Source organism: Bacillus sp. 105MF (assembly GCF_000374885.1).
Lineage (GTDB): Bacteria > Bacillota > Bacilli > Bacillales > Bacillaceae_G > Bacillus_A > Bacillus_A pseudomycoides.
In genome coordinates, this window is sequence record NZ_KB895590.1 from 12,223 (window position 1) to 24,160 (window position 11,938).

The following is an 11,938-nucleotide window of genomic DNA, read 5'->3' on the forward strand; positions in this document are numbered from 1 at the left end:
AAAATAGTAGAAGAAATGATAAAAAGCCCTCATATTAAAGAAATGAAGGCTTTAAAATTATTAAAAAATATTTGTAGTAGATCTATTGTTAGAGAGCTGTTCTAGATAGAATACTCCTTTCTCAATAGCAGTCTCTACATAACCGACGATTTGATCAAATGTGAATACTTGTAAGTTTGTATGTAAATCTTGCTTGGGATACAGCATATCATCAAAAATAAGCTTTTTAAAAGCTAGCACATTTTCTTCTGAAACTTCTTCAATATTTGCTATGGTTGCTTTTTGATTAAGGAAAGGAAATAATTGCTGATCTTTATCGTAGAGATGTAACAATTTTCCGTTTAATAATTTGAAATCATTATGGTACATAGATAAAATTGTTTGATCGTGCTCGATTCTATTTTTGAGCCAAGGAAGAAAAAAACCGTTGAGCCAATTATCATCAGCAATAAGGTGTGTATAATACCCTAAAATGAAAGAGGCATCCATGTGCTTTTTATATTTTTGAAGAAATGTACCGTAATCAATTCTTCTGGTATAGTTTTTTGTTGTACCAGCATAAAAATGTGATACGTTTTTTTCCTCTTTTGAATGAACTGCATCAGGAACTACTCCCCCAAGCAAGAAAGATGTTTTATCAGGGATGGATAATTTCTCTGCAATACCATTTGCGATAATCAAATGCATAATTCGTGACCCCATGAATGACACCTCTATTTAACAGTCAGAATGATCTTTCCTGTACTCTGTCTACTTTCGACCCATTCATGTGCTTTCCCTGCATCTCGAAGTGTAAAGCATTTACCAATTGCAATTCGTAGGCTTCCATCACGTAAATACTGAAAAACTTGGTTAGCGGTATGACAAAGTAAGTGAGGACGTTTCTTACGAGTTGTTCCAAAGCTAAAGCCAAGAATAGAACGACAGCTTGCATGTAAATCCTTTGTCCGAAATGTGCCAATTTCCTCGCTAGCATTACCAAAATGGACAAGGCGACCATAGTAAGCCAAACACTCCAAGCTTTTTTCTGATACTGCCCCGGAAATGGAATCCAAAATAACATCGGCACCTTTACCACCCGTAAGTTCATTTGCCTTTTTACTAAAATCCTCATCTTGATAACAAATAACATGATCAGCCCCAGCTTCTAAAGCAACTTTCTTTTTCGTTTTATTTCCGACTGTTCCAATAATTTTTCCAGCCCCTAGTATTTTTGCTAATTGAATCGATGTTGTTCCGATACCACCAGCCGCAGCATGAATAAGAACGGTTTCACCTTGCTGTAATCTTGCTATATTCGCAAGCAGGTTGTAGCTCGTAAAAGATACAACAGGACAAGCAGCTGCGGTTGTGAAGTCAACTTCATCAGGTAATACAAACGTAAGGTTTTCATTTGCGACAACATATTCAGCATACGATCCATTAAGAGGAAAGGCTATTACACGCTGTCCTACGCGGATGTTTTTTACACTAGAACCTACCTGTTCTACAATACCTGCGGCGTCTATGCCAGGAATAAATGGGAGTTTTCGATTTCCCTTTTTACCGTAGCGAGATTTAATATCGGCAAAATTGACGCTTGTAGCAATAACGCGAATTAACACCTGCTTTTCATTAAAAGTCGGCATATCTACTTCTGTATACTTCATTGTTTCAGGTCCACCGAATGCAGTTACAACAATAGCTTTCATTTGTATATCCTCCTAAAAATACCTTCTACATATTATTTTAAATACCAATCATAAAATGGGAAATTATATAATTGTTATAAGAGGCCATAAGCTACCGTTATAAAGTAATAAGTTTTAAATCATTATATTAATTTATATCGAAAATAATTTTAAAAAACGAACGAAATGTTTTTTACTTGCCAATATATAGTGTAAGACAAAGGAGGGAAGAGGCATGGATCAGGAAACAGACTATCACAATCTCATCGAGCGGACTTTATCAGGAAGTCAAGAGGCATACAGTGAACTGTATGATAAAACAATCCAAGATATCTATAGGACAGCACATTTCTTGATAGAGGAGAAAGTGGATGTAGACGATGTCGTTCAGGAAATATATATACAGCTTTATCAATCCCTTAGCAAGTATGATAGAGAACGACCTTTTCGGCCATGGTTAATGGGACTTGCGGTAAGGTAAATTCACTCATATAGGAGAAATAGGTGGATGCGTCTACGTATTGTAAAGAAAGCAGAAGAACAGAAGAAACCAATTGAATTTGACTTTTCTAGTGATGTTGTGAATAAAGTTTCACTTTATGTGGGACTATGTTGATTTTCTTGTCGTATGAAACTATCTAATAATGAGTAACCAGCTATTATATTTATTATTACGGGAAATGTTGTATTTAAAAGAGTTAGGGTAGCTAAGTAAGCTAAGTAAGGGAAAAATTGTCCGATAGGTGAGAATAATAGAATAGGTGAAAAGCCAATCAATGTTGAAGGTAACGCAATGCCTATAAATTTATCTAGTTGAAATTTCCATATATGTTGGTTCTTTTTGTTACTGATAAGTTGAAAGAAACGTAATACACCATCGATGAAAAAGGGGAAAAACATAAAGAAAAATATTCGATGGTACATATGAAAGGATAGCTCAGCTTGTTTATCTAAATGAAATTGAATTTTCCCTCCATAAAATAGCAATATAACAATGAATAAAGTGAAGCATAAGTATTGAGTAACTTTTTTCATTGTGTCACTCCTTTTGTATGCATAGTATTAAAAAAGCATATTCAAAAAAAGAGGATATATGCTTGAAACAGAGCGTCATATCCTCGGATGTTTTTTCATTTAGTTAGTAGTTGTTTTGGCCTTTTCTTGCTTTGTAAGATAATCAATAATTCCCATCGCACTGATTTCTATATCTAGTTTTATCACATCGTAAACAGAATGAGTTGCTGGTACACCTTGCTGTGAAAGATGAGAAGAGACTTTTTCAAGTAATAAAGTATACAATTCATGGCTTGCTGCTTCAAAATCCTGTTTTTTTTCAAATACTTGTTTTCCTGCTTCAACAAAGATAGGGAGCCAGTCTTCAAGCTGTTTATACACTTCAGAAACATGGGAAGATACACCGTAATGCCCGAAATAGATGAGGTCAACTTTCATATTTCGAATGCGGTCTTTTGCTGCCATCATCGCGTCGGGTTGAAACTGTGATGGAGATGTGGTTGGTAAATATAGTTCAACGCCAAGTTCAGTTAGTTCTCGATAATAAATACCAATCGTGTCACCTGTGAAAATGCCATTTGTCAAAGAATCATGGATACTAATATGGTGCTTGGCGTGCCCTGGTGTATCGTAAAATGAAAGCGTCCGATTTTCTGAAATTTGTAGTATGTCACCATCTTGTACAATATGGACACGTTTTTCTGGAATAGGAAGGATTGGATTAAAGAGTTCATCAAAAGCATCGCCATAGACAGCTTTGGCACCTTGGATTAATTTTGTAGGATCAATCATATGGCGTGCGCCACGTGAATGGACAAATAAAGTAGCATTTGGGCACTTTTCCATCATTAAACCAGCTCCGCCAGCATGATCAAGATGAACATGGGTAACGATAATGTTTTTAACATCAGCTAAGTCAATGCGTAATTGTTGTAAGCCATTTAGAATGTGCGGAAGAGAAGGGGCTGCGCACGTTTCGATTAAAGTAATATCATCACCGAGTAATACGTATGTACCTGTACGCTCGTTATGTTGTAAATCGTAATCATCAATGAGATATAACTGAGAGGATAACTGTTCAACTTTTTTCATATGAGTCACTCCTTATAGTCTTATGTTCTTTTATTATAAAATAAAAGGCAGAAAACGAAAAATCGTTTTCTGCCTTTATGTAATGTCATTATTTTGTTTGGTCTTTACTAATTGACATAATAAAGAATCCGACAAGACCACCAACTAGTGGAAGAGAAATCATTCCTGCAAGTGAAAAGTACTTGCTTAAAAATAGTCCATTTACATCCATAACCCAACCGGCAACAAATAGTAACATCATGTATAATACGAAGTAAAACTCGCGATTTGAAATCATTTCACGTTGTGCAGTTTTCATTATCAACACCATCCTTTATTCATTATAATGGAATTGAAAATGTCACAATTTAGAAGGTAAACTGTCACATTTTGTTCACAATTTAATTGTAAAACTTTCCAAGCTATTTGTCTAGTAGTTTGTGTCGAATTTTTGAACAAAAATAAAGCGCTCTCATTAGACGGAGAAGTTAAATACATATATGATGAGAATAAGTATGAAATAATAGAGAGGGGCAGATATATATGACAGTTTATGATTTTTCTGCAAAAACAATTACAGGGGAAGAAAAATCGTTACGAGAGTATGAAGGTAAAGTTCTTCTCATTGTAAATGTTGCAAGTAAATGTGGATTTACACCGCAATATAAAGGGTTACAAGCCATTTATGAAAAGTATAAAGAGCAAGGATTCGAAATCTTAGGTTTCCCATGTAACCAATTTGGAGGACAAGAACCAGGTACAGAAGAGGAGATTACAAGTTTTTGTGAATTAAATTACGGTGTATCCTTTCCGATGTTCACTAAAGTTGATGTAAAAGGTGATAACGTGCATCCACTATATACATATATGACGGATCAGGCACCGGGCATACTTGGTATGAAGGCAGTAAAGTGGAACTTTACGAAGTTTTTAATAGGGCGTGATGGGAAAGTGATTGATCGATTTGCGCCTCAGACGAAGCCAGAAGAATTAGAGAAGGAAATTGAAAATGTATTGTAAAAAAGAAGCTCGAATATGAGCTTCTTTTTTATGTACATTAACGTTCACATGCAACACCATCGCCGTCTCTATCTAGTTTACTGCTATAGCCAGGTTGTCCACTATATAGAGGAGCTTTACCTGCATTTTTTACTTCTGTGCAGTTTTTATATTGTACATTACTATTACTTTCAGTAGCAGGTTGTGCTGGCGAAGTTGCTTGTTGTTCTTGCTGTTTCCGGGCTTGTTCCTCAGCTTGACGCTTTTGCTCTTCTTGTTGTTTTTGAGCTTGTTTCTCGGCTTGACGTTTTTGCTCTTCTTGTTGTTTTTGAGCCTTTTCGTCGGCCTCTTTCTTTTTAGCATCTTTTTTATCTTCTAGTTCTTTTTTTTCAGTTGCAACTTTTTTATCTTTTGCTGTTATTTTTTCAGCAGAAGGAGTTGCGACACTGGTTAATAGCCCGAAAGCTATAAATAAAACAGCTGTAATTAAAAACTGTTTCTTCGCCATACCAGTTTTCTTAATGATAGATAAGATTGCTAAGACAAGGAAGAAAATAAATAGGATTAAACATACATTAGCGAAAAAGTTAACAATAGGGTGCTTCGTTTCCGCGGTGCTTGTTGCTGATATTAAAAATGAAATAATAAAACAAATAACCGTAGGTCTACCATATCTCATTGCTTTACCATTTTTCTTAAAGAATGAAATGATGCATAAGATGAGTAAAATAAGAGCTATTAAAAATAAAAATGTACCAATATTACTCCGAAGTGCCATGTTGATACCTCCGTTTGTAAGATTTTCTCTATTGATTATATAGGAATATACTAGAAATTACATGGTTTCTAACCGAAATAAGAAAATTATATTTCTTTTTATTACATTTTTACAATGAATAATTCATAGATTATGAATGACTCGTCTGAAAAAGATGGTTGGTTAAATCTTGGGGGGAATCAGTGGATTAAATACAATCCTTCTTACATCAAGTTTAAGAAGAAAGAGCCAGTTAATCCGATTGCAGGAAAACGTGTTGTGTCTAAAGTGGACAACCTACGTTTCTATGATTCTCCTTCTTGGCAGGATAAAGGTGTTGCCGGAACTGTGGATGCAGGATTAGGATTTACAATCGATGCAAAAGTAACTGTCAATGGATCACCACAATACAAAATTCACAATAGCAAAGGCAAAGCATACTATGTTACTGCAAATGAAGCCTTTGTATATGTGAAGTATGGATTGTAAAAGAGCATTTTCTAATTAGAAAATGCTCTTTTTTATCTCCCATCATTTATTGTATATGCTAATGGGAGTTTATTATAAGTGGTCTCTCTTTTCATAAAACTACGTTATCGAACTGTAATCATTCAGATGAAACGAAAGTAATTACAATACTCCTATAAAAATCCCTTCAATTTATTAACATCACTAGTAAACTCTGCAATCTCATCTTTTAACTCTATTCTATGAACTTCCATCTTTTTGTTGTCAAGTAATTCATTTAAACGAGTTTTTATAAAATCAATATTTTTATTTTTTTCAATAAGTAACAATGCAAAGCTAACGTAGATACAGCATTCTTCCGTTTCGGTATATTCTTCTGAATGTTCATAATCATTTAGTAACGCATAAAAAGTATCCTTTATTTCATATTCTGCTCTAATATGAAGGCTACTATATGTATCAATAACATCTTCTTTAATCTCATCATACCTTAAATTCATTCTGTCTCCTCCAAATTTCAATTTTTTGTGTGTATATTAAGGTGAATATTAGGATATCTCTTCCTAAATTCTAAAATAATATTACTACAACTTTGACAAGCAGGTAGTTCTGTATATAAATCAATTTTTCCAGAAATATTTGGATTCTTAATTTGAGAAGCTATATCTTCTAGAATTTTTGCTTCTGTATCATGAAATCTATCAAATTTAGTCGCATCTGGTTTAGAAGCAGATGGCTCATAGCTTTTGAAAATACGTTCTGATTCCGGTTTCAACATTGAAAACTCTTCAACATCTGCACCTTTATCAAATTTTGAATTAATTTTACTATGGGCATTAAACTTATCTTTTAATCCAGGTATTTTTACATCTGCTGTAGCCATATTACCACGCTTTTTAAGAGTATTATTTGGCATATTATTACGTATGTTATCAATTCTATTTTGAAAACTTTTAACTTTATTAGTTTCACTAACACGCCCACCAGAAGACGGAGAAGACTCGAATTTTTGAAGAGTATCCTTAGCATTTTGAATGGATTTATGTCAAACATATCCACCACGTGTAATTTTGTCCTTTTCAAGCGATTTTTGTAATTGGAGATTTGTGAGTGCTATCTTCAATAATTACTTGAGATGGAGAGGGGAAAGGCACTTTTGTATTAGAAGAACATGTGAAAGAAGAAGAGAAGGGGGAGGTATAATATTTCTCATGGCATCTAACGTAAAAACAGAGGTAGGATAGACTCTCTTGCTTATATAATATAACACTTTAAAAATCAGTTCACTTATAAAAAAGGTGATGTAGGAGAAGGAGATGAGAAACAATGTTGATTATTCTTCATCTGTAACTTTTTCTTCTAAAGTCCTACGTTTCTAAGATTCTCCATCTTGGCAGGATAAAGATGTTGCTGGTATTTTGTATGCAGGATTAGGGTTTACAATCGATGTAAAGGTAAAGGTAAAGGTTAATGAATCACCACAGTACAAAGTACACAATTCGAAATGGATTACGTACTATATTACCGCTAGTGAGTCTTATGTAAATTGGTTTAGATAACGGTATGCGAAAAGTACCGATTACAAACGGTACGAAAAATGCTATTAAACGATGGGTTTCCGTTAGGGGAGAAGTGAGTACGAAGCAATTATTCTGTAATATATCTGGTGAGTTGTTTAAACAGCGAGGACTACACCAAATGATTGCTCGTTATGGAAGGATGGTGATGATAGAGAATGTTAGAGTAAGCCCGCATACGTTTCGTCATACATGCGCTAAGTTTTACTTAAAGAATGGTGGAGACTTATTTTCTTTACAAAAAATACTGGGTCATACAGATATTGCAATGACGCGACGTTACGTACAATTTATGTACGAGGATGTTGTAGCGCTTCATAAACAATATTCGCTAATAAAATCGTTGGAATTATAAATAGCTTTAAGGTATAACGTCACTTTTAACAGTGGCGTTATATTTATGGTATGTATTTCTTATTATTCGAATATCGGTTAACATATAGTCATAAAAAGTTTTATGACTATAAAAACCTTGAAAAGCTAAAAGCCAATCAAGGTCAAAGTTTAAGTAGTGATTATTATTTATGATCTTCCATTTCCCATACTTTCTTTCCATCCGCTTAGAATATTGCACTTGGCGGATCATCATAGAGAGAAATTTCAGCCAATGAACTTCTCTCTTGTCTTAACCAATCATATACACTGCCTTCGTTAGTAGCAGGATGGGATAAAATATGATTTACTTGAAATGAAACTGCATAATATTCTGTATAATTCACATCATCGTCATCCAACCCATTGTCTGTTTCAAAGAGTGTGTCTGGTTTACCGATAATCTTTAATCCACTTTGCCATTCTATTATCAGTTCACTACCTCCATACTCATCTAATGTTTTTATTAAAGAATTATATTCCATTTGTATCATCCTTTTCTTATGGTTCTAATGGTTTTGAAGGAACTATGTGCGCACCGTCTTTTCCATAGTGTATCATGCCTCTAGTAGTCTCTATATATTTCCCAGTTTGCATATCATAGTATTTTCCTATTACTTGACCAAAGGTATGTGAGTGTAAAGTAATAGGAAAAGCTGACTCAAATTGATATGAGTCAGCTTTGTTAATTGCAACTTTATTCTTTACTTTTTATAGATTCTTTTTAGTGTTTCAAGTGTCTGCTTTAACCATTCTATAGGTGTTAAATTTAAACAGTATATTTAATAATATGTTCTCATTTAAATGTTCAATTTATTTAATAATTTTTCTATTCTCTTCAATTCATTATTACTCTGTTCTACAAGATATTCATCAGGACATTCTTTCAATATATCAAAAAAGTTTTCTGCTCCTTTTAATAAAGCTAATAATAATTCATCTTTATTAAAACATGTTTTTTCTCCTGCAATAGATAATAAAATTTGCTCTTGCGAAATAACCTGCATTTTCACCTCTAAAGGTTGGTCTGGAAAATAAAAACTTACATCGTTTTGATTTTCAAGCAATTCTTCAATTGCATTTATGAAATATGACCATAACTGATCAATCATATCCCACTCTTTAAATCCTAAAATAGTATTTCCGTAATAGTTTATTATTATTGCACCTTCCATATAATCAAAATCAATAACTAGTTCTAAACATTTCGCATCGTCAAAATGTATGAAATATTCAAGAAAGTTACTTTCAATATTATCTAATGAAGTTATTATTTTATCATTTTTTATATACGATTTTACACTAATCATATTAACATCTCCTCGGATTTCTATTTAGGATATAATTGTCCTATTCTGCCATTTTTAAATCCAACAATATATGTTATTCCATCTACTTTTCCCTCAATTTGATACATACCTTTTGTTCCTTTGGAAATAATTATATCTCTATTCTTACTGATAATTTCTCCTGCTATATTTTGTATATCAGATATTGACAAATCTTTGTTTGAAAATGATTGTTCTTTTTTTACTGAACCATCCCAATAATCTGGATGATGTCTTTCTAAAACATGTTTCATGCCTTTTTTATCAAACATTATTTTGTTTCCATCAACATTCCATTTTTTTGATGTGTAATCATGTAAATCATTAATAACTTTTTCTGGTTTTGCAGCTTTACTTACCCCTTTACCACCACCAGAAGACGAAGAAGACTCGAATTTTTGAAGAGTATCCTGAGCATTTTGAATTGATTTATTCAAAACAAACCCACCATGTCCAACAGCACCAAGACCAGCTGCTGTAGCAACTGCATCTAATGGAAGAACAATTGGTGATGCTAACCCACCACTTCCTACTTCTACGATGAAGGTTAAGAAATTAGCCCCGCCTATGACTGAAATACCTTCAAAAATTTCTACAATAGATCCTACCGTTGATAAAACATGTCCAGTAAACCTTCCAGCTTGATAAGTTGTATTGCTTTCTAATTTATTATTATCAGGTGGTGTTAGTCCAATATAGTCTTCTGCAACTGCACTGCCAGCGCCTTGTATAAAGTCCCAAGCACTTTCATAAATATCTTCGACATCATGTTTAAACTTATCCAGTAAAGATTCATCTTTTTTCTCACTATTTAATGGACCACACATTGCTCCTTCTTCAATTGAACTACCATTTAAAAGGTTGTCAGCCTGACGCTTCCTATCTTCTTCAATCGCCTGAATGGAAGCCGTCCACTCCATATTCAATCCTTGTGTACTAAACGTACCACTTGCGAGACTAAAGCCTTTTCCACTTTGTACTTCTGCAAGACCTGTTGCAATACTAGCTGCTAATTGAATTGCTGCACTATAGTTATTGCTAGAGGTCTGATTGAATTGATACAGATGATCTAACTTTTCTTGCAGTTTTTTCCTCATGACAGTAAAAAGATTCGCCATAGCGTCCATACCCGGGATTGGCATAGTTTGACTGATGGCTTCCATACTGGTTTTCATTCGGTCAATTTCTTTAATTTGTTCGAGTAACTCTTGTTCAATGACATCAGTTGAAGCTACCTGTGATTGAAATTGACTTGGAAAGGCATCATTCTGACGGATTAGTTCCTCACATAAGTAAATGATTCCTTGTGCTAAAGGACGAAAGGTTTGCACAATTTTGCGCGACCGTGGTATTAGCGTAGAAAAAGGATTATGGACGCATAGCGACGTAACGCATCATCTTGGCGGTACAGATCACGAAGACCCACTAGACTATTTACGGAGTCACGGAGTATCAGAAGCTCAATTCCGTGCAGATGTGAAGCGTGCATACAATAATGCTAATATAGAAGTTTCTATTCCTGAGTAACCATCTAAACCAGAAGAAAAGCCTACTGCTGTAACTGATGGTGTAGCGTACATTCAAGGCTACAATGTGAATTTACGTAAAGGTCCTGATGCAAGCTATTCTGTTATTCGTCAGTTAAATAAACCAGAATCATATATTGTGTGGGCTGAAAAAGATGGATGGTTAAATCTTGGTGGAGAGCAATGGATTAAATACGATTCTTCTTATGTGAAATTCGATAAGAAAAGCGCAGTGGATTCATCTATCGTAGGAAAACGTGTTGTGTCCAAAGTGGACAACCTACGTTTCTATGATTCTCCATCTTGGCAGGATAAAGATGTAGTTGGTACCTTAGATGTAGGACTAGGATTCACTATTGATGCGAAAGTAAGTGTGAGTGGTTCACTTCAATATCAAGTGCACAATTCGAAAGGCAACACGTTCTACATCACCGCAAGCAACTCCTATGTAAATGTACGTTAACGCAAAAGAAACCGGCTCTGTAATTGGAGTCGGTTTTATATATTACATAGCATACTTCGTCCGTGTTAAATAGGATTAGGTGGAAGTATAGAATCACCAATTGGATCTAATTTACGAGATAATACTTTACATTTTACGAGGTGTAAGCCGTTTTGAATGTATTTGTATTAACATACTTGATTTCACTGATAACTCTCTAGGGAAACCGGCTTTAAAAAGTAAGATATAATCGCTGATTAGTAAATTAGAAAAGATATACGTACTACATTAAGGTAAGTAACGCATATGTTTACATGAAATAATAAAGAAAAGCCGACTCCTTGTCAGGAATTGGCTTTAATAAATACCTTACTCTAGTTAGAGTCACGGTTTCGTAAGTAATTTTCATACTCTGCTAACCATACTAACATCAAGTTTTTTAATTCAATAGTTTCAATTTCACAAGTATTTTCTCCATCTTCATAAAAACGGTGTAAAATTTTTGTGCAATCTGCTTTTATTGCTAAGTTACAACTATTTCCGCTTATCTCAAGAAAATCTAATTCCCCATTTAGTACTTTATCTAAATACTGTATACCATGATTGCTATGAATATCATCTTCTAATAAATCTGCAATTAAAGAAATTTTTTCTGGTAATTCAATCATTAGGGTATTTAAGGGACCCTCATAAATTCTATATGTATATTTCATA

At 34.0% G+C, this 11,938-nt stretch carries 14 protein-coding genes and 4 pseudogenes; 5 read left to right on the top strand and 13 right to left on the bottom strand.

Going from position 1 to position 11,938, the window contains the following annotated elements; translation table 11 throughout:
- Positions 1-60: 60 nt before the first annotated feature.
- Complete coding sequence (locus C564_RS0125085) at positions 61-702, bottom strand: zinc dependent phospholipase C family protein (protein WP_018767266.1); 642 nt, start codon at positions 700-702, stop codon at positions 61-63.
- An 11-nt stretch (positions 703-713) separates the two neighbouring features.
- On the bottom strand, positions 714-1,691 hold the full coding sequence (locus C564_RS0125090) for a quinone oxidoreductase family protein (protein ID WP_018767267.1): 978 nt from the start codon (positions 1,689-1,691) through the stop codon (positions 714-716).
- A gap of 214 nt (positions 1,692-1,905) precedes the next feature.
- Between C564_RS0125090 and C564_RS32615 the strand changes: the two are divergent.
- Positions 1,906-2,265, top strand: a pseudogene (locus tag C564_RS32615) (sigma-70 family RNA polymerase sigma factor); the annotation flags it as partial.
- 2 nt (positions 2,266-2,267) lie between these two features.
- Here the strand turns inward: C564_RS32615 and C564_RS0125100 are convergent.
- The 3 genes from C564_RS0125100 to C564_RS0125110 all read right to left on the bottom strand — a co-directional run bounded on the left by C564_RS0125100 (position 2,268) and on the right by C564_RS0125110 (position 4,074).
- Positions 2,268-2,705: a hypothetical protein gene (locus C564_RS0125100; protein WP_018767269.1), complete on the bottom strand. Its 438-nt coding sequence runs from the start codon at positions 2,703-2,705 to the stop codon at positions 2,268-2,270.
- A gap of 99 nt (positions 2,706-2,804) precedes the next feature.
- Positions 2,805-3,776 carry an MBL fold metallo-hydrolase gene (locus C564_RS0125105; RefSeq protein ID WP_018767270.1) on the bottom strand — a complete coding sequence of 324 codons (972 nt, stop codon included), beginning with the start codon at positions 3,774-3,776 and terminating at the stop codon, positions 2,805-2,807.
- 88 nt (positions 3,777-3,864) lie between these two features.
- Positions 3,865-4,074 carry a DUF3925 family protein gene (locus tag C564_RS0125110; protein ID WP_018767271.1) on the bottom strand — a complete coding sequence of 70 codons (210 nt, stop codon included), beginning with the start codon at positions 4,072-4,074 and terminating at the stop codon, positions 3,865-3,867.
- A 224-nt stretch (positions 4,075-4,298) separates the two neighbouring features.
- Between C564_RS0125110 and C564_RS0125115 the strand changes: the two genes are divergently transcribed.
- The gene (locus C564_RS0125115) at positions 4,299-4,775 is read left to right on the top strand and encodes a glutathione peroxidase (RefSeq protein ID WP_018767272.1); all 477 of its coding nucleotides are present in this window, start codon (positions 4,299-4,301) and stop codon (positions 4,773-4,775) included.
- A 37-nt stretch (positions 4,776-4,812) separates the two neighbouring features.
- Here the strand turns inward: C564_RS0125115 and C564_RS0125120 are convergent, their stop codons facing one another.
- Entirely contained in the window at positions 4,813-5,532 is a 720-nt protein-coding gene (locus C564_RS0125120; protein WP_018767273.1) for an excalibur calcium-binding domain-containing protein, read from the bottom strand.
- Positions 5,533-5,676: 144 nt separating this feature from the next.
- Between C564_RS0125120 and C564_RS0125125 the strand changes: the two are divergent.
- A pseudogene (locus C564_RS0125125) lies at positions 5,677-6,000 on the top strand (N-acetylmuramoyl-L-alanine amidase); the annotation flags it as partial.
- Positions 6,001-6,152: 152 nt separating this feature from the next.
- Here C564_RS0125125 and C564_RS0125130 read toward each other — a convergent pair.
- Complete coding sequence (locus tag C564_RS0125130; RefSeq protein ID WP_006094674.1) at positions 6,153-6,479, bottom strand: hypothetical protein; 327 nt, start codon at positions 6,477-6,479, stop codon at positions 6,153-6,155.
- Between the two features lie 17 nt (positions 6,480-6,496).
- On the bottom strand, positions 6,497-6,895 hold the full coding sequence (locus C564_RS0125135) for a deaminase domain-containing protein (RefSeq protein WP_081621521.1): 399 nt from the start codon (positions 6,893-6,895) through the stop codon (positions 6,497-6,499).
- Between the two features lie 647 nt (positions 6,896-7,542).
- Here C564_RS0125135 and C564_RS0125140 point away from each other — a divergent pair.
- The gene (locus tag C564_RS0125140; protein WP_018767276.1) at positions 7,543-7,911 is read left to right on the top strand and encodes a tyrosine-type recombinase/integrase; all 369 of its coding nucleotides are present in this window, start codon (positions 7,543-7,545) and stop codon (positions 7,909-7,911) included.
- A gap of 205 nt (positions 7,912-8,116) precedes the next feature.
- Here C564_RS0125140 and C564_RS32620 read toward each other — a convergent pair whose 3' ends face one another.
- The 4 genes and pseudogenes from C564_RS32620 to C564_RS32625 form a co-directional block, all read right to left on the bottom strand.
- Positions 8,117-8,413, bottom strand: a complete 297-nt coding sequence (locus tag C564_RS32620) for a hypothetical protein (protein WP_018767277.1) — start codon at positions 8,411-8,413, stop codon at positions 8,117-8,119.
- Between the two features lie 16 nt (positions 8,414-8,429).
- Positions 8,430-8,555 (bottom strand): annotated as a pseudogene (locus C564_RS35415) (polymorphic toxin type 50 domain-containing protein); the annotation flags it as partial.
- Positions 8,556-8,728: 173 nt separating this feature from the next.
- On the bottom strand, positions 8,729-9,238 hold the full coding sequence (locus C564_RS0125150) for a hypothetical protein (RefSeq protein WP_018767278.1): 510 nt from the start codon (positions 9,236-9,238) through the stop codon (positions 8,729-8,731).
- Positions 9,239-9,258: 20 nt separating this feature from the next.
- Positions 9,259-10,587, bottom strand: coding sequence for a hypothetical protein (locus C564_RS32625; protein WP_018767279.1), 1,329 nt, complete (start codon positions 10,585-10,587; stop codon positions 9,259-9,261).
- A 1-nt stretch (position 10,588) separates the two neighbouring features.
- Between C564_RS32625 and C564_RS38090 the strand changes: the two are divergent.
- Positions 10,589-11,245, top strand: a pseudogene (locus C564_RS38090) (N-acetylmuramoyl-L-alanine amidase); the annotation flags it as partial.
- Positions 11,246-11,598: 353 nt separating this feature from the next.
- On the opposite strand, the gene C564_RS0125165 reads toward C564_RS38090, so the two are convergent.
- Entirely contained in the window at positions 11,599-11,937 is a 339-nt protein-coding gene (locus C564_RS0125165; RefSeq protein WP_026008706.1) for a hypothetical protein, read from the bottom strand.
- Between the last annotated feature and the right edge of the window lies 1 nt (position 11,938).